This is a genomic window from Sulfuritalea hydrogenivorans sk43H (assembly GCF_000828635.1).
GTDB lineage: Bacteria > Pseudomonadota > Gammaproteobacteria > Burkholderiales > Rhodocyclaceae > Sulfuritalea > Sulfuritalea hydrogenivorans.
In genome coordinates, this window is record NZ_AP012547.1 from 3778476 (window position 1) to 3802648 (window position 24173).

At 62.9% G+C, this 24173-nt stretch carries 25 protein-coding genes; 1 reads left to right on the top strand and 24 read right to left on the bottom strand.

The annotated features are described in order from the left end of the window. Positions 1 to 47 precede the first annotated feature (47 nt). Positions 48 to 611 (top strand): Tll0287-like domain-containing protein, encoded by a 564-nt coding sequence (locus tag SUTH_RS17985; RefSeq protein ID WP_041102597.1) that lies wholly within the window; start codon positions 48 to 50, stop codon positions 609 to 611. A gap of 33 nt (positions 612 to 644) precedes the next feature. Here SUTH_RS17985 and SUTH_RS17990 read toward each other — a convergent pair whose 3' ends face one another. The 24 genes from SUTH_RS17990 to rpmH all read right to left on the bottom strand — a co-directional run bounded on the left by SUTH_RS17990 (position 645) and on the right by rpmH (position 24070). Further along, positions 645 to 1175, bottom strand: coding sequence for a hypothetical protein (locus SUTH_RS17990; protein ID WP_148312978.1), 531 nt, complete (start codon positions 1173 to 1175; stop codon positions 645 to 647). Between the two features lie 286 nt (positions 1176 to 1461). After that, positions 1462 to 2865: an efflux transporter outer membrane subunit gene (locus tag SUTH_RS17995; RefSeq protein ID WP_052473781.1), complete on the bottom strand. Its 1404-nt coding sequence runs from the start codon at positions 2863 to 2865 to the stop codon at positions 1462 to 1464. Next, positions 2858 to 5986, bottom strand: coding sequence for an efflux RND transporter permease subunit (locus SUTH_RS18000; RefSeq protein ID WP_070099358.1), 3129 nt, complete (start codon positions 5984 to 5986; stop codon positions 2858 to 2860). Before SUTH_RS18000 ends, SUTH_RS17995 begins: the two co-directional genes overlap by 8 nt. A gap of 3 nt (positions 5987 to 5989) precedes the next feature. Continuing rightward, positions 5990 to 7081 (bottom strand): efflux RND transporter periplasmic adaptor subunit, encoded by a 1092-nt coding sequence (locus tag SUTH_RS18005; protein ID WP_231851068.1) that lies wholly within the window; start codon positions 7079 to 7081, stop codon positions 5990 to 5992. Positions 7082 to 7173: 92 nt separating this feature from the next. After that, positions 7174 to 7812, bottom strand: coding sequence for a TetR/AcrR family transcriptional regulator (locus SUTH_RS18010; RefSeq protein WP_231851069.1), 639 nt, complete (start codon positions 7810 to 7812; stop codon positions 7174 to 7176). Positions 7813 to 7966: 154 nt separating this feature from the next. Then, positions 7967 to 8389, bottom strand: coding sequence for a F0F1 ATP synthase subunit epsilon (locus SUTH_RS18015; RefSeq protein WP_041101243.1), 423 nt, complete (start codon positions 8387 to 8389; stop codon positions 7967 to 7969). 66 nt (positions 8390 to 8455) lie between these two features. Next, entirely contained in the window at positions 8456 to 9856 is a 1401-nt protein-coding gene (gene atpD / locus SUTH_RS18020; protein WP_041101245.1) for a F0F1 ATP synthase subunit beta, read from the bottom strand. A 23-nt stretch (positions 9857 to 9879) separates the two neighbouring features. Beyond that, complete coding sequence (gene atpG, locus SUTH_RS18025) at positions 9880 to 10761, bottom strand: F0F1 ATP synthase subunit gamma (protein ID WP_041101246.1); 882 nt, start codon at positions 10759 to 10761, stop codon at positions 9880 to 9882. Positions 10762 to 10795: 34 nt separating this feature from the next. Beyond that, positions 10796 to 12334, bottom strand: coding sequence for a F0F1 ATP synthase subunit alpha (gene atpA / locus SUTH_RS18030; protein WP_041101248.1), 1539 nt, complete (start codon positions 12332 to 12334; stop codon positions 10796 to 10798). A 10-nt stretch (positions 12335 to 12344) separates the two neighbouring features. After that, a complete protein-coding gene (locus tag SUTH_RS18035; protein WP_041101250.1) occupies positions 12345 to 12887 on the bottom strand; it encodes a F0F1 ATP synthase subunit delta in 543 nt (180 codons plus the stop codon). Between the two features lie 6 nt (positions 12888 to 12893). Next, a complete protein-coding gene (locus tag SUTH_RS18040; RefSeq protein WP_041101252.1) occupies positions 12894 to 13364 on the bottom strand; it encodes a F0F1 ATP synthase subunit B in 471 nt (156 codons plus the stop codon). Positions 13365 to 13395: 31 nt separating this feature from the next. After that, positions 13396 to 13653: a F0F1 ATP synthase subunit C gene (gene atpE, locus SUTH_RS18045; RefSeq protein ID WP_041101254.1), complete on the bottom strand. Its 258-nt coding sequence runs from the start codon at positions 13651 to 13653 to the stop codon at positions 13396 to 13398. A gap of 36 nt (positions 13654 to 13689) precedes the next feature. Continuing rightward, the gene (atpB, locus tag SUTH_RS18050; RefSeq protein ID WP_041101256.1) at positions 13690 to 14547 is read right to left on the bottom strand and encodes a F0F1 ATP synthase subunit A; all 858 of its coding nucleotides are present in this window, start codon (positions 14545 to 14547) and stop codon (positions 13690 to 13692) included. A 2-nt stretch (positions 14548 to 14549) separates the two neighbouring features. Beyond that, positions 14550 to 14888, bottom strand: coding sequence for an ATP synthase subunit I (locus SUTH_RS18055; protein WP_041101258.1), 339 nt, complete (start codon positions 14886 to 14888; stop codon positions 14550 to 14552). A 169-nt stretch (positions 14889 to 15057) separates the two neighbouring features. Then, positions 15058 to 15906 carry a ParB/RepB/Spo0J family partition protein gene (locus SUTH_RS18060; RefSeq protein ID WP_041101260.1) on the bottom strand — a complete coding sequence of 283 codons (849 nt, stop codon included), beginning with the start codon at positions 15904 to 15906 and terminating at the stop codon, positions 15058 to 15060. A 117-nt stretch (positions 15907 to 16023) separates the two neighbouring features. After that, positions 16024 to 16800, bottom strand: a complete 777-nt coding sequence (locus SUTH_RS18065; RefSeq protein WP_041101262.1) for a ParA family protein — start codon at positions 16798 to 16800, stop codon at positions 16024 to 16026. A 2-nt stretch (positions 16801 to 16802) separates the two neighbouring features. Then, complete coding sequence (rsmG, locus tag SUTH_RS18070; RefSeq protein ID WP_041101265.1) at positions 16803 to 17438, bottom strand: 16S rRNA (guanine(527)-N(7))-methyltransferase RsmG; 636 nt, start codon at positions 17436 to 17438, stop codon at positions 16803 to 16805. Beyond that, complete coding sequence (gene mnmG / locus SUTH_RS18075) at positions 17435 to 19312, bottom strand: tRNA uridine-5-carboxymethylaminomethyl(34) synthesis enzyme MnmG (RefSeq protein ID WP_041101267.1); 1878 nt, start codon at positions 19310 to 19312, stop codon at positions 17435 to 17437. Before mnmG ends, rsmG begins: the two co-directional genes overlap by 4 nt. A gap of 162 nt (positions 19313 to 19474) precedes the next feature. Further along, positions 19475 to 20239 carry a TSUP family transporter gene (locus SUTH_RS18080; protein WP_041101269.1) on the bottom strand — a complete coding sequence of 255 codons (765 nt, stop codon included), beginning with the start codon at positions 20237 to 20239 and terminating at the stop codon, positions 19475 to 19477. 10 nt (positions 20240 to 20249) lie between these two features. Beyond that, the gene (gene mnmE, locus SUTH_RS18085; protein WP_041101271.1) at positions 20250 to 21596 is read right to left on the bottom strand and encodes a tRNA uridine-5-carboxymethylaminomethyl(34) synthesis GTPase MnmE; all 1347 of its coding nucleotides are present in this window, start codon (positions 21594 to 21596) and stop codon (positions 20250 to 20252) included. A gap of 68 nt (positions 21597 to 21664) precedes the next feature. Then, on the bottom strand, positions 21665 to 23305 hold the full coding sequence (gene yidC, locus SUTH_RS18090) for a membrane protein insertase YidC (protein WP_041101273.1): 1641 nt from the start codon (positions 23303 to 23305) through the stop codon (positions 21665 to 21667). Between the two features lie 42 nt (positions 23306 to 23347). Further along, positions 23348 to 23569, bottom strand: a complete 222-nt coding sequence (yidD, locus tag SUTH_RS19185) for a membrane protein insertion efficiency factor YidD (protein ID WP_084207507.1) — start codon at positions 23567 to 23569, stop codon at positions 23348 to 23350. Further along, positions 23566 to 23976, bottom strand: a complete 411-nt coding sequence (rnpA, locus tag SUTH_RS19190; protein WP_331709760.1) for a ribonuclease P protein component — start codon at positions 23974 to 23976, stop codon at positions 23566 to 23568. The genes yidD and rnpA overlap by 4 nt, the downstream gene beginning before the upstream one ends. Continuing rightward, positions 23936 to 24070 carry a 50S ribosomal protein L34 gene (rpmH, locus tag SUTH_RS19195; protein ID WP_084207511.1) on the bottom strand — a complete coding sequence of 45 codons (135 nt, stop codon included), beginning with the start codon at positions 24068 to 24070 and terminating at the stop codon, positions 23936 to 23938. The genes rnpA and rpmH overlap by 41 nt, the downstream gene beginning before the upstream one ends. Between the last annotated feature and the right edge of the window lie 103 nt (positions 24071 to 24173).

A 24173-nucleotide genomic window follows, 5' to 3' on the forward strand; every position in this document is an offset into this window, starting at 1 on the left:
ACCGGGTGTGCACAATCACGCCTCAAACCAACCGGGAGGATATGTTCATGAAAAAGCTGCTTTTTGTCGCTGCGACGCTGATCGCTCCGTTTGCCGCAACGCCGGCCCACGCCAACGACTCCGCGCTGCTCGACGAAGCACGCAAGGTGGCCACCACCTTGCCACCCAAGCTGCTCGTCGCCCTGCAGGAAGAAATCCGCAAGTCCGGAGCGGAAGGCGCGATTCCCGTCTGCAAGGACATGGCACCCAAAATGGCCGGCGAGATCTCGCAGCAGACCGGATGGAAGATCAAGCGCGTCAGCCTCAAGGCGCGCAACGACGCGCGGGCGATTCCCGATGAGTGGGAAAAGGCCGCACTGGAAGATTTCGACAAGCGCGCCGCCGCCGGCGAAGCGCCGGGCAAGCTGGAAAAGGGCGAGAAAGTCGGCAACGAATACCGCTTCGTCAAGGCGCTACCGGTGCAGGGCCTGTGCCTTAGCTGCCATGGCCCCGCCGACCAACTCAAGCCCGCAGTCCAGGCCGTACTCAGCCAGCATTACCCCAACGACAAGGCCACCGGCTATTCGGAAGGCCAGATCCGCGGCGTGATCAGCGTGCGCAAGGGGCTCTGAGCGCGCAGGTTTGAAGCCACCTGAGCTCACGCCTCAGGTGGCGAGGGCAATACTGTAGCCCGCGGGCCGGGCAGCCTCGAGTGCAAGCAGGCGGTTGTAGATTTCTGCGGGCGGGGTTCCCTTGGCCTTCTCGAATTCATACAAGGCTATTCGCGCCAGGCGCGATTGCTCGAGTTCGGACTGTGCCCTGGCGATGCCTGCCGCATTGATCGCCGGCGAGCTTCCGCCGGCAAAGCGGGACGCCGCCAGATCGCCGTAGGCCTTCGCGGGAACCACCACCACCTCGCGGCGATAGGCCATCTCGTGCGCCAATCGCGCGGCGAGTTCGGCATCTTCGCCGAGCGCCTTGAGCGTGGCCGCCTGTTGCTGCTCGAGTTCCGCTGCGCGCTGCAACTGGCGCACGGCCTCGGCGCTGATGCTGACATCATCGGCCGCCAGCGTCGCCTCGACCTGTTCCGCAGCCGGCTTCGCCGGCGGCAAAGGGCCGGAAGAACTTGCCGGCGTAGCGGCAGATTGTGTAGCGAACTGGTCAAGAGACCGGGTCAAATCCCCCAGACGGACCATCGGACACCCCGAAAAATGGAAGTGTCCGACTCATTGCAAGCATCAGGCCAGCACCGTTAATGTGAAGCGCCGTGTTCGAAGGCTCCGGTAATGGACGCGCGCAGCGCGCCGATTAATAACCCCCCCCGTGAGGGGCGAGGCGGGAATTCGCGACGCATGCGTCGCGCCGCCGCAGCCGGCTGGCTGTGCAAAGCCGGCCGTGGGCCGCGTAGCGGAAGGGGGGCGGGCGACCAATTCGCCTTTAGCGTGTTTCTTCTTCGGCGGATGGCACTCGGTGCCATCCGCGTTAAGAGGGCTTTGCCTCCGCCACGCCGCCACCCAGCGCCTTGTAGAAACTTGCGGCCGTCGCCAGCAACTGCCGCCGTACCGCCAGCGCCGACTGTTGCGCGGCAAAATGTTCGCGCTGGGCATCGAGCAGTTCGAGATGGCTGGAAACGCCGGCCTGGTAGCGCGCCTCGACAATCTTCAGGCGCTGGCCCTGTGCGGCAACATTGGCTTCCTGCGCCTGAAGCTGTTCGGCCAGCTGGCTGCGCGCCGCCAGCAGGTCGGCAATTTCGCGGAAGGCCAGCTGGATGCTCTTCTCATACTCGGCCACGGCGATGTTCTTGCGCGCCTTTGCCAGATCGACGTTGTCGGTGCTGCGCCCGGCATCGAACAGCGGCAGGCGCAAGACCGGCGTGAAACTCCAGGCACCGCTGCCGGCATCGAACAACCCGGAGAGACCCCTGCTGGCAGTTCCGGCGGCGGCCGTCAGCAGGATCTTCGGCAGGAAGGCGGCGCGCGCGGCGCCGATGTTGGCATTGGCCGCAATCAATTTCTGCTCGGCGGCCAGCACGTCCGGACGGGCCAGCAGGATTTCCGCCGGCAGGCCCACCGCGACGTCGGCAACCAAGCCCTGTTGCGCCAGCTTGCCGCCCCCGGCCGCCGCCGGTGAACTGCCCACCAGCAGACGCAAGGCGTTTTCCGCCGCCGCATGGCTGCGCGCCAGATTGGCGACTTCCGCGCGCGCATTCTGGAAGGCGCCGTCGGCTTGCAGAAAATCGAGGTCGCCGGCCAAGCCGACGTCGCGGCGGCGCGCGACCAGAGTGCGGGTTTCTTCGCGGCTCTTCCGGGTGGCCTGCGCCAGCTCAAGCCGCTCGCCAAGTTCCAGCAGGCTGAAATACGCATTGGCGACGTCGGCAATCAACGACAGGCGGAAGGCCTGGTGCGCAAAGTCGCTGGCCAGGAAATTGGCGCGCCCGGCATCATCGAGGCTCTTCACCCGTCCCCAGAAATCCAGCTCGAACGAAGCCACCGCCAGATTGACGTCGTAACGCTGGCTGTTCTGCTGGCGGCCGGTGCCGGACAGATCCGCCGGCGTCAGCGATGCCGCGCGTTGCGCGGCAAGATCCACGGTCGGAAACCGGTCGGCGCGGGCAATGCCCGCCAGCGCACGGGCCTCATCGACACGCCCGATGGCGATGCGCAGATCGCGGTTGTGTTCCAGCGCCGCGGCGATCAGGCCCTGCAAGTGCGCATCGGGGAAAAATGCGCGCCAGTCGGTGCCGAACGGCGCGCCTTTCGCCGTATCGCCAGCGCCGACTGTCATCGGCCAGGCAGTCGGCACCGGCGCCGCGGGCCGCTGGTAATCGGGAGTGAACGAACAGCCGGCCGCGGCAAGGGCAATGGCGAGAGGAAGGAATTTACGCATCGTGCTTCTCCTCGTGGTGGCGGGCGTGACCAGGGAAGATTCGCCGCACCACCACGAAAAATACCGGGACCAGGAACACCGCGAGCAGCGTCGCGGCGAACATGCCGCCGATCACGCCGGTGCCGATGGCATGGCGGCTGTTGGCGCCGGCGCCGGTGGACACCGCCAGCGGCAGCACGCCGAACATGAAGGCAATCGAAGTCATCAGGATCGGCCGGAAACGCAGGCGGCAGGCTTCGAGCGTGGCTTCGATCAGATCCTTTCCCTGCTCCTGCAGCTCGCGCGCAAACTCGATGATCAGGATCGCGTTCTTCGCCGAGAGGCCGATGATGGCGATCAGGCCGACCTTGAAATACACGTCGTTGGGCAGGCCGCGCAGCGTCACCGCCAGCACCGCGCCGAAGATGCCCAGGGGCACCACCAGCATCACCGCGAAGGGAATCGACCAGCTCTCATAGAGTGCAGCGAGGCAGAGGAAAACCACGATCAGCGAAACGGCGAAAAGGAAGGGCGCCTGGGTGCCGGAAAGCCGCTCCTCGAAGGAACTGCCCGACCATTCGAAGCCGATGCCGGGCGGCAGCTTGGCGGCAACATCCTCCATCGCCGCCAGCGCATCGCCGGTTGAACGCCCGGGCGCCGGATTGCCCGCAATCTTCATCGAAGGCAGGCCGTTGTAGCGGTCGAGCTTGGGACTGCCGACGATCCACTGCGCCGTGGCGATTTCGGCCAGCGGAATCATGTCGCCGCGCGCATTCTTGATCGGCAGCTGCAACAAGTCTTCCGGCGTGCGCCGGGTGTCGGCCTCGGCCTGCATCTGCACGCGCAGGATGCGGCCTTCGCGCACGAAATCGTTGATGTAGGCCGTGCCCAGTGTCGCCTGCAGGGTGTCGTTAAGATCGCCCAGATCGATGCCCAGCGCGCGCGCCTTGACCCGGTCCACGGTGAGGAAGACCTGCGGGCCGGCCTCCTGCCCTTCCGGACGCACCCCGGCCAATGCCGGATTTTGTCCGGCCAGACCGAGCGCCATGTTGCGCGCTTCGAGCAGCTTGTCGCGGCCGAGGCCGCCGCGATCCTGCAGGCGGAAATCGAAACCGCCGACGGCGGCCAGTTCCGGAATCGGCGGCACGTTGATGGCGAAGATCATGGCCTGCTTGATGCGGAAGAAAGCCATGTTGGCGCGCTGCACCACCGACTCGGCGCTGTTCTCCTTGTTCGGCCGCTCGTCCCAGCTCTTGAGGCGGACGAAGGTAATGGCGGCGTTCTGGCCGCGTCCGAAAAAGGAGAAACCGAGCACGCCGATCACGTGGGCAACTTCCTTCTGCGCCAGGTAGTGTTTCTCGACGGTTTCGAGAACTTCGAGGCTGCGCTCGCGCGTCGCGCCCGAGGGAAGTTGGACGATGCTGAGGAAGTAACCCTGGTCTTCGCTCGGCAGGAAGCTGCCGGGCAGCTTGGCAAAGAACCAGCCGGTGGCCGCCAGAATCGCGGCATAGACCACCAGCCAGCGCCCGGGCTTGCCCAGCATGCGCCGCGTGGTACCGATGTAGCGATTCACGGTGGCGGCAAAGAAGCGGTTGAACCAGCCGAAGAAGCCGCTGTGCGGCATCACGTCGTCGGCGCCGGGCTCATGCTTGAGCAGCGTCGCACAAAGCGCGGGCGTCAGCGTCAGTGCCATGAAGGCCGAAAAGACCATGGTCAGGATCAGCGTCACGGCGAACTGGCGGTAGATCGCGCCGACCGAACCGCCGAAAAACAGCAGGGGCACGAACACCGCCGTCAGCACCACCGTGATGGCGATGATGGCGTTGATGATCTGCCCCATGGCCTTGCGTGTCGCGTCGCGCGGACTGAGGCCTTCCTCGCTCATGATGCGCTCGACGTTCTCGATCACGACGATGGCATCGTCCACCACGATGGCGATCGCCAGCACCATCGCGAACAGCGTCAGCACGTTGATCGAATAGCCGAGCACATAGAGGCCGATCATGGCGCCGAACAGCGAGACCGGCACGACCACCGTCGGAATGAAGGTGGCGCGCACGTTTTCGAGGAACAAATACATCACCAGCACCACCAGGATCATGGCTTCGATCAGGGTCTTGACCACTTCGCGGATCGAGATGTCGACAAAGGTAGAGGTGTCGTAGGGCACCATCCAGGAAATGCTGGGCGGGAAATATTTTGCCAGTTCGGTCATTCGCGCATTGACCGCCTTGGCCGTGTCGAGCGCATTGGCGCCCGGCGCCATGCGCACGGCAATCGCGGCCGTGGGCTGCCCATCGACGCGGGCCGCGATGTTGTAATCCTGTGCGCCCAGCTCGACGCGGGCGACATCCTTGACGCGTACCGTGGCGCCGCGACCGTCGCTCCTGATGATGACGTTGCCGAATTGCTCCGGAGTCGCGAGGCGGCCCTGGGTGATGATCGTCGCCGCGTATTCCTGCCCCGGCACGGCCGGCACCTGGCCGAGCTCGCCGGTGGCGATCTGCGCGTTCTGGGCGCGCACCGCCTTCGCCACGTCGGCGGGAGTCAGGCCGAATGCCGTCAAACGCTCGGGCTTGAGCCATAGCCGCATCGAATACTCGGTACCGAACAGGATGGCCTCGCCCACGCCCGGAGTGCGGCGGATGCTTTCCAGCACGTTGGCGGCGGCATAACTGCCCAGCGCGACGTTGTCCTGCGACTTGTCGGGAGAAAACAGGGAGATGAACATCAGGTAGTTGCGCGCCGACTTCACCACCGTGATGCCCAGGCGGCGCGCTTCTTCCGGCAGGCGCGGCTCGGCGCGCTTGATGCGGTTCTGCGTTTCCACCGAGGCCAGGTCGAGGTTGGTGCCGGCCTGGAAGGTCAGGGTGATGGTGCCGAGGTTCTGCTCGGAGGCCGAGTCCATGTAGAGCAGGTTCTCGATGCCGTTGAGTTCCTGTTCGATCAGCGCGACGGCGGTTTCCTCCACCACCTTGGCCGAGGCGCCGGGGTAATTCACCGTGATCGCCAGCGCCGGCGGCGCCACCGCCGGATAACTCGCCACCGGCAGCTGGCGCAACGCGAGCAGGCCGCCGAGCACAATGATGATGGCGATGACCCAGGCGAAGATGGGCCGATCAATGAAGAATTTTGAGATCATGACTTACTTCTTTTCTTCACTGGGCTTGGTGCCGGGGGCCGCCGCGCCTGGCACTGCCTCTGCCGGCTTGCCGGCGCCGGGCGGCGCAGCCAGCAGCGGCGCACCCGGAGTCCAGGGCACAGGCTTCACCGCGCTGCCGGGTCTGGCCTTCTGCAAGCCATTGACGATCACCTGCTCGCCGCCTTTCAACCCGGAATCGACAATGAAGTCGCCGCCGGACATGGCGCTGGTCTTGATCGGCCGCGGCGCCACCTTGCCTTCAGCGTCGACGGTCATCACGAACTGGCCCTGGGCGCCGCCCTGAACGGCGCGTTGCGGCACCCGGATGGCCTCATCCAGTTGCGTCTGGGGGAAACGCACGCGCACAAACGTGCCGGGCAGCAGGTCGCGGCGCGGATTGGGAAATTCGGCACGCAGGATGACCGCGCCGCTGTTCGGATCGACGGCCAAGTCGGTGAACTGGAGGCGACCTTTTTCCGGATAGAGCGAACCGTCCTCCAGCACCAGTTCGACTTTCGCCGAGTCGGCCTTTTTCTGCTTGCCGCTCTTGACCGCCTGCTGCAGGCGCAACAGATCGGAATAGGATTGCGAAAATTCGACGCGGATCGGATCGAGTTGTTCGATGGTCACCAGATGGGTGGCCTCGCCCTTGCCGACCAAAGCACCTTCGGTCACCAGCGCACGGCCGATGCGGCCGGAAATCGGCGCTGGCGGTACGGCGTTTTCCTGGTCCAGCTTCGCCTTGGCGGCGGCGGCTTCGGCTTGTTTGACACGTGCCTGCGCGGCGTCGAATTCCTGCTGGCTGACCGCCTTGATGGCAAGCAGTGGCGTGTAACGGTCAAACACCGCCTTGGCTGCGGCGAGATCGGCGTCGGCTGCGGCGGCTTGCGCCTGATAGGTCCGGGCGTCGATTTGAAACAGGGGTGTGCCGGCGGCTATGTCCGTGCCTTCGGCGAAGAGGCGCTTCTCCACGACACCTTCGACGCGAGCCCTCACTTGCGCGGAACGCACTGCCTGCAAACGGCCGGGCAAATCCTGGGTGATCGTTGCGCTGCCGGCGGCAATCGTGATCACATCCACTTCCGGCGGGGGCATCCCGGCTCCGGGCGGTGCTCCCGGAGGACCTTTTTTACCGTCGTCGCCGCAAGCGGCCAGAAGTGCAAGCACGAGCAAGGGAAGGGTTTTTCTCATGGGACGCTCCGTTGGGGGGCGGGGTTGGAAGAAAGGGCCTCTGCTGCAAACGCGCGCAGATAGCAATCGATGAGTTGCGCGACGCGCGCGGGATCGGGTTTGGGCGGCGGCTCGCCGGAAAGCAGGAAATGGCTGCGTTCTGCCCCGACCAGCATGGATAACAGGGTATTGGCGGCAAACTCCGGATCGACCGGACGCAGTTGGCCGCGATCGATGGCATCCTGCAGGACGCTGCGCAGTCGTGCAGCAGTCTGGATCGGACCGGTGCGATAGAAGGTAGCCGCAAGTTCCGGAAAACGCTTCGACTCGGCAATCAGGGCGCGGTAAAAACCCAAGCCTTCCGCACTCAAGGCCTTGGCGCGGAACGCGATACCGAAGCGGAGCAAGCGCTCACGCAGACTCTCGTTCTTGCCATCGAGTGTAACCAGCAAAGCCGCGGTGACTTGCTTGATGACTTCGCCAAACAGGTCCGCCTTCGACGGAAAGTGGTTGTAAAGCGTTTGCCGGGCCACGCTGGCGCGCACGGCGACGCGCTCGATACTGGCCCGATAGCCTTCCTCGATAAAGACTTCGGTCGCAGCCTGGATCAGACGCGAGCGCGAGTCGGATGGATCGTGATCGGCGAGCAAGCCCACGGGAAAGCCCAATTAGACTGGACTGTACAGTCTAGCCATGATTCAGCCTCATGCCAAGTGCAAAACGAGTTTTTGACCGTCGAATAGGGAAACTGGTTGCACAAACAAACAAGGCAGCCAAAGCTGCCTTGTTTGCGTACGACGTGAGCCCGGATCAGTGCCGTTGCTTGCGCAAACGATCGATCGCGGCGAGCTGGGCGATGGCTTCGGCCAGTTCGACCTGGGCACGCGCGTAATCCATTTCGGAGCCGCGATTGACCATGGCCTCCTCGGCCATTTTCTTGGCTTCCATCGCCTTGGCCTGGTCCAGATCGGCGCCGCGAATGGCGGTATCTGCCAAAACAGTCACCAGCCCCGGTTGCACTTCGAGCAAACCGCCGGCAACGAAAATCAGCTCTTCCTTGTCGTCAGGCAGCTTGACGCGAACCGCGCCCGGCTTGATGCGGGTCATCAGCGGCATATGGCCGGGCATGATGCCCAGCTCGCCGGCTTCGCCCGGCAGGACGACAAATTCCGCCAAGCCCGAGAAAATCATCTCTTCCGCGCTGACGACGTCCACATGAATAGTCATGGCCATTATTTACCTCTTTAGTGTTCGCCAGAAAGGGGCCGAAGCGATGTTCCGCTCCCTGCCCCATCCAACTTACTGCAGCGTCTTGGCCTTTTCGAAGACTTCCTCGATCGCGCCGACCATGTAGAAGGCCTGCTCGGGAATGCTGTCGCACTCGCCGTCGACGATCATCTTGAAGCCCTTGATGGTGTCGGCCAGCGGCACGATCTTGCCCGGCGTGCCGGTGAACACTTCGGCGACGTTGAAGGGCTGCGACAGGAAGCGCTGGATCTTGCGCGCGCGCGTCACGGCCAGCTTGTCTTCCGGCGCCAGTTCGTCCATGCCCAGAATCGCGATGATGTCGCGCAATTCCTTGTAGCGCTGCAGGTTCGACTGCACGCGGCGGGCGACGCTGTAATGCTCTTCGCCGACGACCAGCGGATCGAGCTGGCGCGAGGTGGAATCGAGCGGATCGACGGCCGGGTAGATACCCAGCGAGGCGATGTCACGCGACAGCACGACGGTGGCGTCGAGGTGGAGGAAGGTGGTCGCCGGGGACGGGTCGGTCAAGTCATCGGCAGGCACATACACGGCCTGGATGGAGGTGATCGAACCAACCTTGGTCGAGGTGATGCGCTCCTGCAGACGGCCCATTTCGTCGGCCAGCGTCGGCTGGTAGCCCACGGCGGAAGGCATGCGGCCGAGCAGCGCGGAGACTTCGGTACCGGCCAGCGTGTAGCGGTAGATGTTGTCGATGAACAGCAGGATGTCCTTGCCTTCGTCGCGGAACTTTTCGGCCATGGTAAGGCCGGTCAGCGCCACGCGCAGACGGTTGCCGGGAGGCTCGTTCATCTGGCCGAACACCATCGCCACCTTGTCGAGAACCTTCGATTCTTCCATCTCGTGGTAGAAGTCGTTGCCCTCGCGGGTGCGCTCGCCGACGCCGGCGAACACCGAGTAGCCGCCGTAGGACTTGGCGATGTTGTTGATCAGTTCCATCATGTTCACGGTCTTGCCGACGCCGGCGCCGCCGAACAGGCCGACCTTGCCGCCCTTGGCGAACGGACACATCAGGTCGATAACCTTGATGCCGGTGGGCAGCAGTTCGGTGGAAGGCGACAGCTCATCGAACTTCGGCGCCTTGGCGTGAATCGGACGCTTCTCTTCGCAGGGCACGGGGCCGGCTTCGTCGATCGGACGGCCCAGCACGTCCATGATGCGGCCCAGCGTACCGGAACCGACCGGCACGGTGATGGCGGCGCCCGTGGGCTTCACCGACATGCCGCGGCGCAGGCCGTCGGAGGAACCGAGCGCGATGGTGCGCACGATGCCGTCGCCGAGCTGCTGCTGCACTTCGAATGTCAGACCGGCTTCGGCGTTACCGGAATCGGCCTCGTCGAGGGTCAGCGCTTCATACACCTTGGGCATGGCTTCGCGGGGGAACTTGATGTCCACCACGGCACCAATGCACTGAACGATGTTTCCGTTGCTCATGGTTGTTTCCTTAAATTAAATGCTTAGCCCGCGATGGCAGCAGCGCCACCGACAATTTCCGAAATCTCTTTGGTGATCGCTGCCTGGCGCGCCTTGTTGTAGACCAGTTGCAGTTCCTTGATGACGTTGCCTGCGTTGTCGGTCGCCGCCTTCATCGCCACCATGCGCGCCGATTGTTCGGACGCCATGTTTTCCGCCACGCCCTGATAGATCAGCGCCTCGACGTAGCGCACCAGCAACTCGTCGATGACGGTTTGTGCATCCGGCTCGTAGAGGTAGTCCCAGCTGCGCTCGGGCGTACCCATGCGCTCGCCCGACAGCGGCAGCAGCGCCTCGATCACCGGCTCCTGCTTCATGGTGTTGATGAAGCGGGTGTAGGCGATATAAACGGCATCCAGCTCACCGGCCTGGAAGGCGTCGATCATGACCTTCATCGGCCCGATCAGCTTTTCCAGGTGCGGCGTGTCGCCCAGGTGGGTGATGTGCGAAATGACGTTGGCACCCATGCGCTGCATGAAGCCGAGGCCCTTGTTGCCGATGCAGGTGACACGAATGTCGCTGGCACCGTCGGCTTCCCACTTGCGCATGGTATTCAGGCACTGGCGCAGGATGTTGGTATTCAGGCCACCGCAGAGGCCCTTGTCGGTCGTCACCACGATCAGTCCGACACGCTTTGCTTCGACCGCCTTGCCGCGATTGAGGAAGGCATGGCGATACTCGGTCACGTTGGCCTGCGAGAGATTTGCCGCGAGGCGGCGGATTTTCTCGCTGTAGGGACGAGCGGCGCGCATCCGTTCCTGCGCCTTGCGCATCTTGGACGCGGCCACCATCTCCATGGCCTTGGTGATCTTGCGCGTGTTCTGGACGCTCTTGATCTTGGTGCGGATCTCTTTACTGCCCGGCATGATCGCTCCCCGTCATCTGGTCAGAGGTTGGCGATCAGGCCCAGGACTTCTTGAACTCGGTGACCGCGGCCTTGAGCTGGCCTTCGGCATCCTTGTCCAGATCCCTGGTGGTTTCGATCTTGTTCATCAGGTCGGCGTACTTCTGGTGCATGAACTGATGCAGGTCCGTTTCGAACGCAAGAATGCGCGGAACGTCGACGTCGTCCATGAAGCCTTCGTTGGACGCATAGAGCGTAACGCCCATTTCAGCGACGGACAGCGGCGCATATTGCAGCTGCTTCATCAGCTCGGTGACGCGACGGCCGCGCTCAAGCTGCTTGCGAGTGGCTTCGTCGAGGTCCGACGCGAACTGGGCGAAGGCCGCGAGTTCGCGGTACTGGGCCAGCGCCAGGCGCACGCCGCCGCCGAGCTTCTTGATGACCTTGGTCTGGGCCGCACCACCGACGCGCGACACCGAAACGCCGGCGTTCATGGCGGGGCGGATGCCGGCGTTGAACAAGTCGGTCTCAAGGAAGATCTGGCCGTCGGTAATCGAAATCACGTTGGTCGGCACGAAGGCGGACACGTCGCCAGCCTGGGTTTCAATCACCGGCAACGCGGTCAGCGAACCGGTCTTGCCCTTGACTTCGCCGTTGGTCAGCTTCTCGACCCAGGCTTCAGAGACGCGCGCGGCGCGCTCGAGCAGACGCGAGTGGAGGTAGAACACGTCGCCGGGGTAGGCTTCGCGACCGGGAGGACGGCGCAGCAACAGCGAGATCTGGCGATAGGCCCAGGCCTGCTTGGTCAGGTCGTCATAAATAATCAGGGCGTCCATGCCGCGGTCGCGGAAGTACTCGCCCATCGAGCAGCCCGTGTAGGGCGCGATGAACTGGGTCGCGGCGGAGTCGGAGGCGGAGGCGGCGACGACGATGGTGTATTCCATCGCGCCGTGTTCCTGCAGCTTGCGCACCACGTTGGCGATGGTCGAAGCCTTCTGGCCGATCGCGACGTAGATGCAGAACATGTTCTGCCCCTTCTGGTTGATGATGGCATCAACCGCGACAGCCGTCTTGCCGGTCTGGCGGTCGCCGATGATCAGCTCGCGCTGGCCGCGACCCACCGGAACCATCGAGTCGATGGCCTTGAGACCGGTTTGCACCGGCTGCGATACCGACTTGCGCCAGATCACGCCCGGTGCGACTTTTTCGATCTTGTCGGTGAGCTTGGCGTTGATCGGACCCTTGCCGTCGATCGGCTCGCCCAGCGCGTTCACCACGCGGCCAAGCAGTTCGGGGCCGACCGGCACTTCGAGAATGCGGCCGGTACACTTGACGGTGTCGCCTTCGGAAATATGCTCGTAGTCGCCGAGAACCACGGCGCCGACCGAGTCGCGCTCCAGGTTCAGGGCCAGGCCGAAGGTGTTGCCGGGGAACTCCAGCATTTCGCCCTGCATCACGTCGGTCAGGCCATGGATGCGGCAGATGCCGTCGGTGACCGAAACCACGGTGCCCTCGTTGCGGGCGGTGGCGGCCAACTGCATGTTCTGGATCCGGCTCTTGATCAGGTCGCTGATTTCGGATGGATTGAGGTTCATGGAATTACTCCTAGTTCTTTAGCGCGGTGGCCATTGCGGCAAGCTTGCCGCGGACCGAGGCATCAACCACTTCATCGCCGACGGCAATGCGCACGCCACCGATGAGTTCGGCATCGACCTTGACGGTCGCCTGGATCTTGCACCCGAACTTGCGTTCGAGATCGGCCACAAGTGTTTTGAGTGTCGCTTCGTCGAGCGCAAAGGCCGAGGTGATCTCGGCATCCTTGACACCCTCGTGACCGTGCTTGAGCTCGTCGAAGAGTTCGCTGATCTCGGGCAGGACGATGAGGCGGTCGTTGTCGGCCAGCACGCGAACGAAGTTCTGCTGGTCGGCCGACAAGCCCTGCTTGGCATCGGCCACATCAAGACAAAGTTGCGCCAACTGCACGGGGCTCAGGCGCGGATTGCCAATGCACGCTTCCATTTCCGGAGTGGCTGCGACGGCGGAAAGCCGCGACAGGACATCGGACCAGGCCGCGAGCGCATTTCCGCTCCTGGCCAGCTGAAATGCGGCCTCGGCGTAGGGACGCGCAAGGGTGACGTTTTCGGCCATGGCGGATTACAGCTCCGACTTGAGTTGCGTCAGCAGCTCGGCGTGGGCCTGGGCATTGATCTCGCGGCGCAGGATGCGCTCGGCGCCAGCCACCGCCAGGACGGCCACATGCTCGCGCAAGGCCTCCTTGGCACGCTGCGAAGCGGCAGCTGCTTCGGCCTCCGCTGCCTCGCGGGCGGCATTGACGATGCGAGCGCCTTCGGCGCGGGCGTCTTCGATCAACTGGGCCACCTGCCGCTCGGCGCCGCTGCGAAATTCGGCGGCCGACTCGCGCGCCTTGCGCAACTCGTCAGAAGCCTTCTTTTCGGCATGCGCCAGATCGGTTTTGGCCTTGTCCGCGGCCGCAAGCCCGTCAGCTATCTTGCCCGCGCGCTCATCGAGTGCCTTCATGATGGGCGGCCACACGAATTTCATCGTGAACCACGCCAAAATGAGGAACACAACCAGCTGGGCAAACAGCGTTGCGTTCAGATTCACGGTATCGCTCCTTAAGCGTTAGGGGAGACGATTACTTGGCCAGGCCGGAGAGGAACGGGTTGGCCGTGGTGTACCACAGGGCAATACCGGTACCGATAATGAACGCGGCGTCGATCAGGCCGACCAGCAGGAACATTTTGGTTTGCAGCGTGTTCATCAGTTCCGGCTGACGCGCGGAAGCTTCGAGGAAGCGGCTACCCATGATGCCGATGCCGATACACGCGCCAGCGGCGCCAAGACCGATGATCAGACCGGCAGCAAGAGCAACAAAACCAACCATTTGTTCCATGACAACTCCTTTAGTAACGGATTTAAGTTAAAAGAATCAGTGACTTTCGTGTGCCTGGCCGATGTATACCAGCGTCAGCATCATGAAGATGAAAGCCTGCAGCGTGATGATCAGAATGTGGAAGATGGCCCAGATGCTGCCGGCGATGACACCACCGACCCAGAGCAAGGCGCCGGAAGCGGTTCCGGCCCAGGCCGCACCCATCAGGGCGATCAGCATGAAAATCAGTTCGCCGGCATACATGTTGCCGAACAGCCGCATGCCGTGGGAAACGGTCTTGGCGACGAACTCGATCATCTGCATGGCGAAGTTGATCGGATAGAGTACCGGATGGCTGCCGAACGGCGCCGTGAACAACTCGTGCATCCAGCCGCCGAAGCCCTTGATCTTGACGCTGTAGTAAAGGCAGAGGATCAGCACGCCGAGCGACATGCCAAGGGTGGCATTCAGGTCGGCGGTCGGGACGATGCGCAGATAGGCGTGGCTGGCATCATGGCCGGTTGCGGCGTAGGCGCCGCCCCAGATGCGCGGCAGCAGATCCAGCGGCAGCAAGTCCATCGCGTTCATGAAGAAGATCCAGACGAATACCGTCAGGGCCAGCGGCGCGATGAAGCTGCGGTCGCCATGGACGATGGATTTGGATTGCGATTCGACCATTTCCACCAGGATTTCGACGGCGGCCTGAAAGCGGCCCGGCACGCCGGACGTCGCCTTGGCGGCGGCGCGCGCCAGTATCAGCACGGCCAGCAGTCCGAGGGTAACGGACCAGAACAGGGTATCGAGATGGAATACCGACCAATCGACCAGAGCCGCCTGCTTGTGGCCCAGGCTGTTCAGGTGGGTCAGATGATGAACGATGTATTCCGATGCGTTCGGAGCGTGCTCGGCTGCCATGGTCAGGCCTTAATCAATATCGCAAACAGATTCGCTTTCAGCGCAACGAGCAGGCCGGCCAGCAGAGCCAGCCAGTGCAAGTCCCGATACGCCCCCGCCACGATCACGAGCAACGCCAGCGTTGCCGCGACCTTGATGAACTCACCTACAAAAAACCTTGCTACCGAAGCCCTGCCGCTGCGTGCAGCCGCCCAGAGACTCAGGGCGAAAAACAGGTTCGGTATGACCACCGCCGCACCACCCAGCCCGGCCGATGCCGCGCCATGCGGCCCAGCCCATAACCAGGCAAGCCCGGCAACGATCAATGTTGCAATGCCTTGATGAAAAACAGCCTTAAACATCTATAAGACCAGGCCGCTTCCAAAAGCCCGCGAATATAGGCCATTGATCGTGGGTTGTCAATTGTTTTATGTTGCAGCGCGCCATCGATTTCAACTAACCAAAGTGATACCGGAGCCGAGTGTCGATATTCGGACAGCCGGGCCTCCAGGTTTCGCCCGTTCCGGTTGGCTATTCGAACCTCGAAAGCAAGCCGTCGAGCTGATCGAGGCTGCCAAAACGGATGCTCAGACTGCCTCCCCCTTTGCGATTGGCGCTGATCTTGACCGTGGCCCCGAGGCGATCCGAGAGCTCTTCTTCCAGCCGCAGCAGATCGCGATCCGGCTTCTTGTCGCCACCCTTCTTTACCGGTGGATTCAGTTCACGCGCAACCAGCCGCTCCGTCTCCCGCACGGAATAACCCTTGTCCACGACCAGGGCAGCAATACGCCCCTGCTCGCTCTTGGACAAAGGCAACAGCGATCTGGCATGGCCCATCTCGATATCGCCGGCCATCAGCATGTCCTGCGCCGGCTTCGCCAGCTGGAGCAGGCGCAACAGGTTGGAGGCGGCTGAACGGGAACGGCCGACGGCGTCGGCGGCCTGCTGATGGGTCATCTGGAATTCGTCGATCAGGCGCTGGATGCCGGCAGCCTCTTCCAGGGGATTGAGGTCTTCGCGCTGGATGTTTTCAATCAGTGACATTGCCAGCGCGGCATCGTCAGGAATGTCACGGATCAGCACCAGCACTTCGGCCAAGCCGGCGATCTGGGCGGCGCGCCAGCGCCTTTCGCCCGCGATGATCTCGTAGCGACCACTTTCCACCGGCCGCACCGAGATCGGCTGGATCAATCCCTGAGCCTTGATCGACGCGGCCAGTTCCTCGAGCGAGCCGGGGTCCATGCGGGTACGCGGCTGGTACTTACCGGGCTGCAGGGCACCGACCGCTAGCGTGTCCTGACGCTGGGTTTCCGGAGTGTTGTTGGCGGCCAGCAGGGCGTCGAGCCCGCGGCCAAGGCCTTTTTGTTTGGGTGGATTCATGCTGCCTCCGCAGGGCCGCCCCAAGGGGGCAGCAAATCAATTACAAGGAAGCCGCATAGCGGCTGAACGATCGTCACCCCCCTTCCTAGGGAAGGGGGGGCGGGGGGATAGGGGCCATCATGAGTCCTTCCAGGAATTGACACGTTCAATCATTTCGGCGGCGAAGGCCATGTAGGCCTGCGCTCCCTTGGCGCCCTTGTCGAAGAGCACGCCCGGAATGCCATAGCTGGGCGCTTCGGCAAGGCGCACATTGCGCGGCACCAGGGTTTTGAACACCTTGTCGCCGAAATGCTCTTCCAGCTGCGCCGATACCTGCGTGGACAGCGTGTTTCGCGGGTCATACATGACGCGCAGCAGGCCGATGATCTTCAGGTCCCGATTCAGATGGGCATGCACTTTCTTGATGGTATTCACCAGGTCGGAAAGCCCTTCCAGTGCGTAATACTCGCATTGCATCGGAATGATCACGCCATGCGCCGCACAAAGGCCATTCAGCGTCAGCATCGACAGCGAAGGCGGGCAGTCGATCAGGACGAAGTCGTAATCCTCCTTGTGCGCAGCCAGCGCGGTCTTCAGCCGCATCTCTCGCGATTCGAGATCGACCAGCTCGACTTCGGCGCCGGCCAGATCGCGGTTGGCCGGCAATACGTCAAACTTGCCCGACGGCGATTGCACCCGCGCCTGGTCCATGCTCGCCAGCTGCAACAGCACCTGATAGACAGACGACGTCAAGCCGCGCTTTTCGATCCCGCAGCCCATGGTGGCGTTGCCTTGAGGATCGAGATCGACCAGCAGGGTACGTTGGCCGCTGGCAGCCAGCGCCGCCGCGAGATTGACCGATGTGGTGGTCTTGCCCACCCCGCCTTTTTGATTGGCTACTGCAAATATGTGCATCGTCAGACTCTCTCCAGAACAATCAGGTGGCGTTGTGCATCCAGCCCCGGAACACTCAACCGGGTGCACTCCAGCACCGCCCAGCCGGATGGCAGGCGGCTCATTTCATCTTCGGGGACCACTCCCTTCATGGCATAGAGCCGGCCGCCCGGCCCCGCCAAATGGCCGGCGAACCGTATGAAGTCGGCCAGCTCGGCAAAGGCGCGCGAGACGACGGCATCGAACTGCGCGCCGGGCATGTCTTCGACACGTCCGCAGTGGACGGCAATATTGGCCAGACCCAGTTCGATCTTGGCCTGGCGCTGGAATGCAGACTTCTTTTCCACCGTTTCAACCAGCGTCATCCCGAGATCGGGGCGCGCGATGGCCAGCGGAATTCCAGGCAACCCGGCGCCGCTGCCGACATCCGCCCAGCGCCGTCCCGCCAGCACCGACTCCGGCAACACCGGCAGCATCGACAGCGAATCGAGCAGGTGCTGGGTCACCATCTCCTGTTCATCGCGGATCGCCGTCAGGTTGTAGGTGCTGTTCCATTTCTTCAGCAGCGCGACATAGCGCAGCAAGGTCGACTGAGTTGCCGCGGACAGGTCCAATCCCAACGCAGAGAGTCCCTGCTGCAAAAGCTCAGCGACCGTCATGCTGCCTTGCGCCGCTTCAGATGCACCAGCAGCAGGGAAATCGCCGCCGGCGTCATGCCCTGCAGACGCGATGCCTGCCCCAGGGTTTGCGGCCGCCCCTGGGCCAGCTTCTGCCGCACCTCGAAGGACAGGCCATGCACTTCTGAATAGTCCAGGTCGCTCGGCAGCGGCATCGATTCATGCGCAAGGCTCTTTTCGACTTCGTCTTTTTGCCGCTCGATATAGCCTTGATACTTGGCCTGGATCTCCACCTGCTCGATGACGTCGGGGGCGACAAGCCCCTCGCCCGCCCCCGGCAGGCTCAGCAAACCGGCGTAACTGACCTCCGGACGACGCAACAGGTCGAACAGCCGGTATTCGCGTTCCATAGGCTGGCCCAAAACCCGCACTGCGTCGGCCTCCGGCAACTGGCGCGGATTGACCCAGGTGGATTTGAGGCGCTCGGCCTCAAGCGCCACGGCATCGCGCTTGCGATTGAAGGCCTCCCAGCGCCGATCGTCCACCAGACCGAGCTCGCGGCCGGCTTCCGTCAAACGCATGTCGGCGTTGTCCTCGCGCAGGGACAAACGGTATTCGGCGCGACTGGTAAACATGCGGTACGGTTCGGACACGCCACGCGTGATCAAGTCGTCCACCAGCACACCGAGATAGGCCTGGTCCCGCCGCGGCGACCAGGCCGGCAGCTGTTTGGCGCAGCGCGCGGCATTGATTCCGGCCAGCAGTCCTTGCGCCGCGGCCTCCTCGTATCCCGTGGTGCCATTGATCTGGCCGGCGAAGAAAAGACCCGCCACGGACTTGGTTTCCAGGCTGTCCTTGAGGTTGCGCGGATCGAAATAGTCGTATTCGATGGCGTAGCCGGGGCGTGTGATATGCACGTTCTCCAGCCCGCGGATAGAGCGCACCAGGGCCAGCTGAACATCGAACGGCAGGCTGGTCGAGACACCCTGCGGATAGATTTCGTGGGTATCGAGGCCTTCCGGCTCAAGGAAAATCTGGTGGCTGTCCTTGCCGGCAAAACGGTGGATCTTGTCTTCGATCGACGGGCAATAGCGCGGCCCGACACCTTCGATGACGCCGGTAAACATCGGCGAGCGATCCAGCCCGGAACGAATGATGTCGTGCGTGCGGCTGTTGGTCTGCGTGATCCAGCACGGCACCTGACGCGGATGTTGCTCGCGCCTGCCCATGAATGAAAACACCGGAACCGGATCGTCCCCCGGCTGTACCTGGAGTACGGAAAAATCGATGCTGCGCCCGTCGAGACGTGGCGGCGTGCCAGTCTTGAGCCGACCCACCGGAAGCTTGATCTCCTTCAGGCGCTCGGCCAGGGAAATCGCTGCTGGATCGCCGAAGCGCCCGGCGCGATAGTTCGTCAGCCCCACGTGAACCAGACCATTGAGAAATGTACCCGCCGTGAGCACCACGGCCGGAGCTTCGAAACGGACACCCAGTTGCGTGACGACGCCGACGACGCGATCGCCAACCAGGATCAGGTCATCCGCCGCCTGTTGAAACAGGGTCAAGTTCGGCTGGTTTTCGAGCCGATTGCGAATCGCCTGCTTGTAGAGCTGGCGATCGGCCTGAGCGCGGGTAGCGCGTACCGCCGGGCCCTTGGAGGCATTGAGAATGCGAAACTGGATGCCAGCCTCGTCGGTCGCTGCCGCCATCGCGCCACCGAGCGCATCCACTTCCTTGACCAGATGCCCCTTGCCTATGCCGCCAATCGAGGGATTGCAGGACATGGCGCCCAGCGTCTCGATATTGTGCGTGAGCAGCAGAGTTCGCACGCCTGAGCGAGCGGCCGCAAGGGCCGCCTCGGTACCGGCATGGCCACCGCCAATCACAATCACATCGAAACAGGAAGGAAATTGCACGCCACGAGACCAAAACAAAAAGAGGCGCAATCATACGCCTCTCGTTCGAAGAACCAAACTCCATCCCATCTTGTTTCACGTGAAACTACTCCAGCTCTGTTTCACGTGAAACAAAACCTTGGTGGTCGGTCGCGAAGAAGCGAGAATCCGGTCACCTCCGCATCAGGCGAAGGTGTCGTATCCGAGACGCGCAATCAATAGCGCCGCCACCACGATGAACACGCCGCGCACAAATCCGCTGCCGTGACGCAAGGCCAAGCGGGCGCCGAGCAGTGCGCCGGCGATATTGAACAAGGCCATTGCCAAACCCGTGATCCAGAGTACATGTCCGCTCGGCACAAAGTAAGCCAGCGCCGCCGCGTTGGTGGAAAAATTCACGACTTTGGCGGCACCCGATGCGTGAAGGAAATCCAGCCGAAAGAAGCGCACAAAAGCGAAGATCATGAAGCTGCCGGCACCCGGCCCGAAAAATCCATCGTAGAACCCCAATACCGCACCGGCCAAGAGCGCCAGGCGCCGCTCCGGATGGGTTGCCAAACGCTCCCCCGCTACCGCTCCGAAGTTCGGCTTGACCACGGTATAGATCATCACCACAACCAACAAGGCCAGTACCAGCGGCCGAACGACATCCTTCGGCAACCACGCCACCGCGGCGGCGCCCGCAAAGGAAAACACGAACGCCGCGATTGCTGCCGGCAAGGCAATGCCCCATGGCAATGCAATCCGTCGCGCATAGCGCAATGCCGCGTTACCAGTACCGAATATGCTCGCCAGCTTGTTGGTGCCGAACACCGTGGCGGGTGACTCGGCCGGCAGCGCCACCAACAAGGCCGGCACCTGGATCAGCCCGCCGCCACCCGCCACCGCATCCACAAAGCCGGCGAACAGGGCAGCAGCCAGCAGCATGATCAGGTCAACTTCAGTCATGCCGCCCCACCTACTTGCCGATGCAGAAACGGGAGAAGATTTCCCCCAGCAAATCATCGGCCGTAAACTCGCCGGTGATCCGCGACAACGCCTCCTGTGCCAGGCGCAGCTCCTCCGCGCAAAGCTCTATCCGGTCCAGTCGCCGTGCCGCCAGCGCCGACTTTTCGGCGGCCACGCCCAATGCTTCCAGGTGACGCTCGCGCGCCAGCACCACATCTTCGCCATGCCCGCTCCAGCCGGCCACGCGCAGCAACTCGTCGTGCAGCAGGCCGATACCCTCGCCGCTCTTCGCCGACAAGCGCAAATGCACCCGGCCCCCTGCCACGGTGCGGCCCGCAGCCTGTCCCGCCAGATCGCACTTGTTCTCCACCACGATGCGCTCGACCGCTGCCGGCAAACGTACTGCGATGGCATGATCGGCGGGCGTTTCTCCGCTGCGCGCATCGACCAGTTGCAGCACCACATCGGCCCGTTCGATTTCCGCCCAGGCGCGCTCGATACCGATTTTCTCGACCAGATCGTCGGTTTCGCGCAAGCCCGCCGTGTCGATGATGTGCAGCGGGATACCCTCGATCTGGATGGTTTCACGCACCGCATCGCGGGTGGTGCCGGCGATCTCGGTGACAATGGCACGCTCCTCCCCCGCCAGCCGGTTCAGCAGCGAGGACTTGCCGACGTTGGGCAGGCCGGCCAGCACCACATGCAGGCCGGCACGCAGCAGGCTCCCGGCGCGAGCGCGCCCGAGCAGCGCGGCCAGATCGGCGCGAATGCCCGACAAGCGCTCCGCGGCATCCGTGTCACGCAAGACATCGATTTCTTCTTCCGGAAAATCCAGGGTCGCTTCGACCAGCATGCGCAACTCGGTGAGACGCGCCACCAGGGCGCTCACCTCGCGCGAAAATTCGCCCGACAGGGAGCGCAAGGCCGAGCGTGCCGCCGCGGCCGTGGTCGCCTCGATCAGATCGGCGACCGCTTCCGCCTGGACCAGATCGAGCTTGTCGTTGAGAAAGGCACGCTGCGAAAATTCGCCCGGCTCCGCCACGCGCGCCCCGAGTTCGAGGCAGCGCGCCAGAAGCATCTGCAGCACCACCGGGCCGCCATGACCCTGCAACTCGAGCACATCCTCGCCGGTAAAGGAATGCGGCGCAGGAAAATACAGCAGGATTCCCTGATCGATCGCAAGCCCGTCAGCGGCCAGAAAATGGCGGAGCATGGCACGACGGGGTAGCGGCGCCTGAGCGGTCAAAGCCTCCGCAAAGGGCAGCAGCTGGTCACCCGAAACACGCACCACGCCAATGCCGCCGCGTCCGGGAGCGGTGGCGATGGCAGCAATGATGTCGGTGCGCGGCAGTCCCATCCGCTCTCCCTAGCGCCGGAGCAAGGCGCTCCGGCAGATCCTCCAATCCCGCAGGACTGGAGTTCGGCCTATTTCTTTTCCCCGGCCTCGACGAGACGGGTGATCTGCCATTGCTGGGCGATCGACAGGATGTTGTTCACCGTCCAGTAGAGCACCAAGCCCGCCGGGAAGAAGAGGAACATCCCGGTGAACATGATCGGCATGAACAGCATGACCTTGGCCTGAATGGGATCGGGCGGCGTTGGATTGAGCTTGGTCTGTATGAACATGGTGGCGCCCATGATCAGCGGCAGCACATAGAACGGATCCTTCACCGACAAGTCGGTGATCCAGCCCAGCCAGGGTGCATTGCGCATCTCGACCGTACCCAGCAGCACCCAGTACAGCGCGATGAAGACGGGAATTTGCACCAGTACCGGCAGACAGCCGCCCAGAGGGTTGACCTTCTCCCTCTTGTACATCGCCATCATTTCCTGATTCAGGCGCTGCTTGTCATCGCCGTACGCTTCCTTGAGCTTGACCAGCTTCGGTGTCAGCACGCGCATCTTCGCCATCGACTTGTAGCTCGCGGCCGAGAGCGGGAAAAACGCCAGCTTGAGCAACAGCGTCAGGCCGATGATGGCCCAGCCCCAGTTGCCGACCAGCTTGTGAATCGCGCCCAGCACCCAGAACAAGGGCGCCGCGATCACCGTCAGCCACCCGTAATCGACCACCAGATCAAGGCCGGGGGCTATCTTCTCGAGATTGTTTTGTTCCTGCGGCCCGGCGTAGAGCGATACCGTGCTCTTGCCGTCGGCACCGACCGGAAGAATGACGCCCGCCGAATAAAGATCCTCGCCGACCTTGCGCATATAGAACTCGCGCGCAGTTGAAGCGCCGGGCAACCAGGCGCTCACGAAGTAGTGCTGCACCATTGCGACCCAGCCGTTGTCGGCCTTCTGGGCGAACTTGGCCTTGTTCTTGAGGATATCGGCGAACTCGACCTTCTGATATTTCTCCGCGTCCGTGTAGACCGCCGGCCCGGTGAAAGTTGTGACTCCCATCATCATCGAACTGCCCTGCTGCTCGGCCGGCTTGCCATCGCGCGTTATTTGATAGTAAGCGTGGGCACCGGCTGTCACACCTTCGTGGCGAACGTCGATCTGGTAGCTGCCACGATGAAAGACATAGGTCTTCACCACCTTGCCGCCGCTCGCGGTGCTTGCCTCGAGGCGAACCTCGAGTTGTTTCTCGCCGTCCTTGAGGACCTGGTCACCCACAGGCAACTTCCACTCCGTCTTGTGGTTCGGCAGACCGTCGCCAATCACGCCGGACTGCGCCAGGTAGATGTGCTTTTCGCCGTTGTCGAACAGCACGAAATGCTTCGACTTGTCCTCGGTAGCCGGGTGTCGAACCAACTCAAGCCGCGTAATGTCTCCGCCCTGAGAAGAAATATCCGCCACATACAGATCCGTCTTGATCTTTGCAGTCGCCGCCCCCGGCAAAACCGCTGTCGCGGTCACGGGAACGGCAGTTGGCGCCGCGCCCGCACCGGCCGCGGCCAAAGTCGGCGTTGGCACCACGCCGGCCGGAGCGGAAGCCGACGGAGCGGCAGCAGTCTGCGTCGCCACCGCTGCCAATTTGGGCAAACTCTGCCGTTGCCAAGCGTCCCAAAGCATGATCAGCGAAAAACTGAACACCAAAAGCAGGATCAATCGTCGGTTATCCATTACTGTCTCGGCAGTGATTCAGGTCAGAAATACGGAAAAAAATCAGGGAACCGGATCATACCCGCCCGGATGCCAGGGGTGACAACGCCCGACTCGCCGCACCGACAGCCACATGCCCTTGAACAAGCCGTGACGACGCAACGCCCCCAGGGAATACTCGGAACAACTCGGGTAAAAACGACAACGATTGCCCAGCATCGGGCTGATTGCCACCTGATAGGCGCGAATCAGCAACAACAGCGGGTAGATCAGCGGGGATTTCATTGCGAACCGGAAGGAAGACGCCTCAAGAGGGTTTCGATTTCCGCGCGCCACATCTTTCGCTGAGTGTCATCGCCAGCCCTCACATCCCCAACCGGCCGGGCCAGTCGCAGAACCAGATCGCAGGGCGGAATCCCGACCGCCATCAGACGGAAAGCTTCACGACCCTGCCGCTTGATCGCATTGCGCACCGAGGCAGCCCGTGCCAGACGCTTCGGTACGATCAGTCCGAGCCGAGCCCTGCCATCTGCAACTTGCCGATAATGCAGGCTGAAACACTCGCCGCGTACCACCCGCCGCGCCGACATGACCGCAGAAAACTCCTCCGGTCGATGCAGGCGCTGCCCGAAGCAAAACGAAGCCGCGTGTTCAGACGGCGAGACGATGACGGCCCTTGGCACGACGCGCACGGATCACAGCACGACCACCACGGGTACGCATGCGCACTAGGAAGCCGTGGGTGCGCTTGCGGCGCACGACCGAAGGCTGATAGGTGCGTTTCATGGCTATATCCCCTGAATTAAGAAAAACGGCGGATTACAGCGTTTTATGGCCGATTTGTCAAGGGAAACAACTTGGCCGGGCTGTGGATAACTATGGGTGAAAC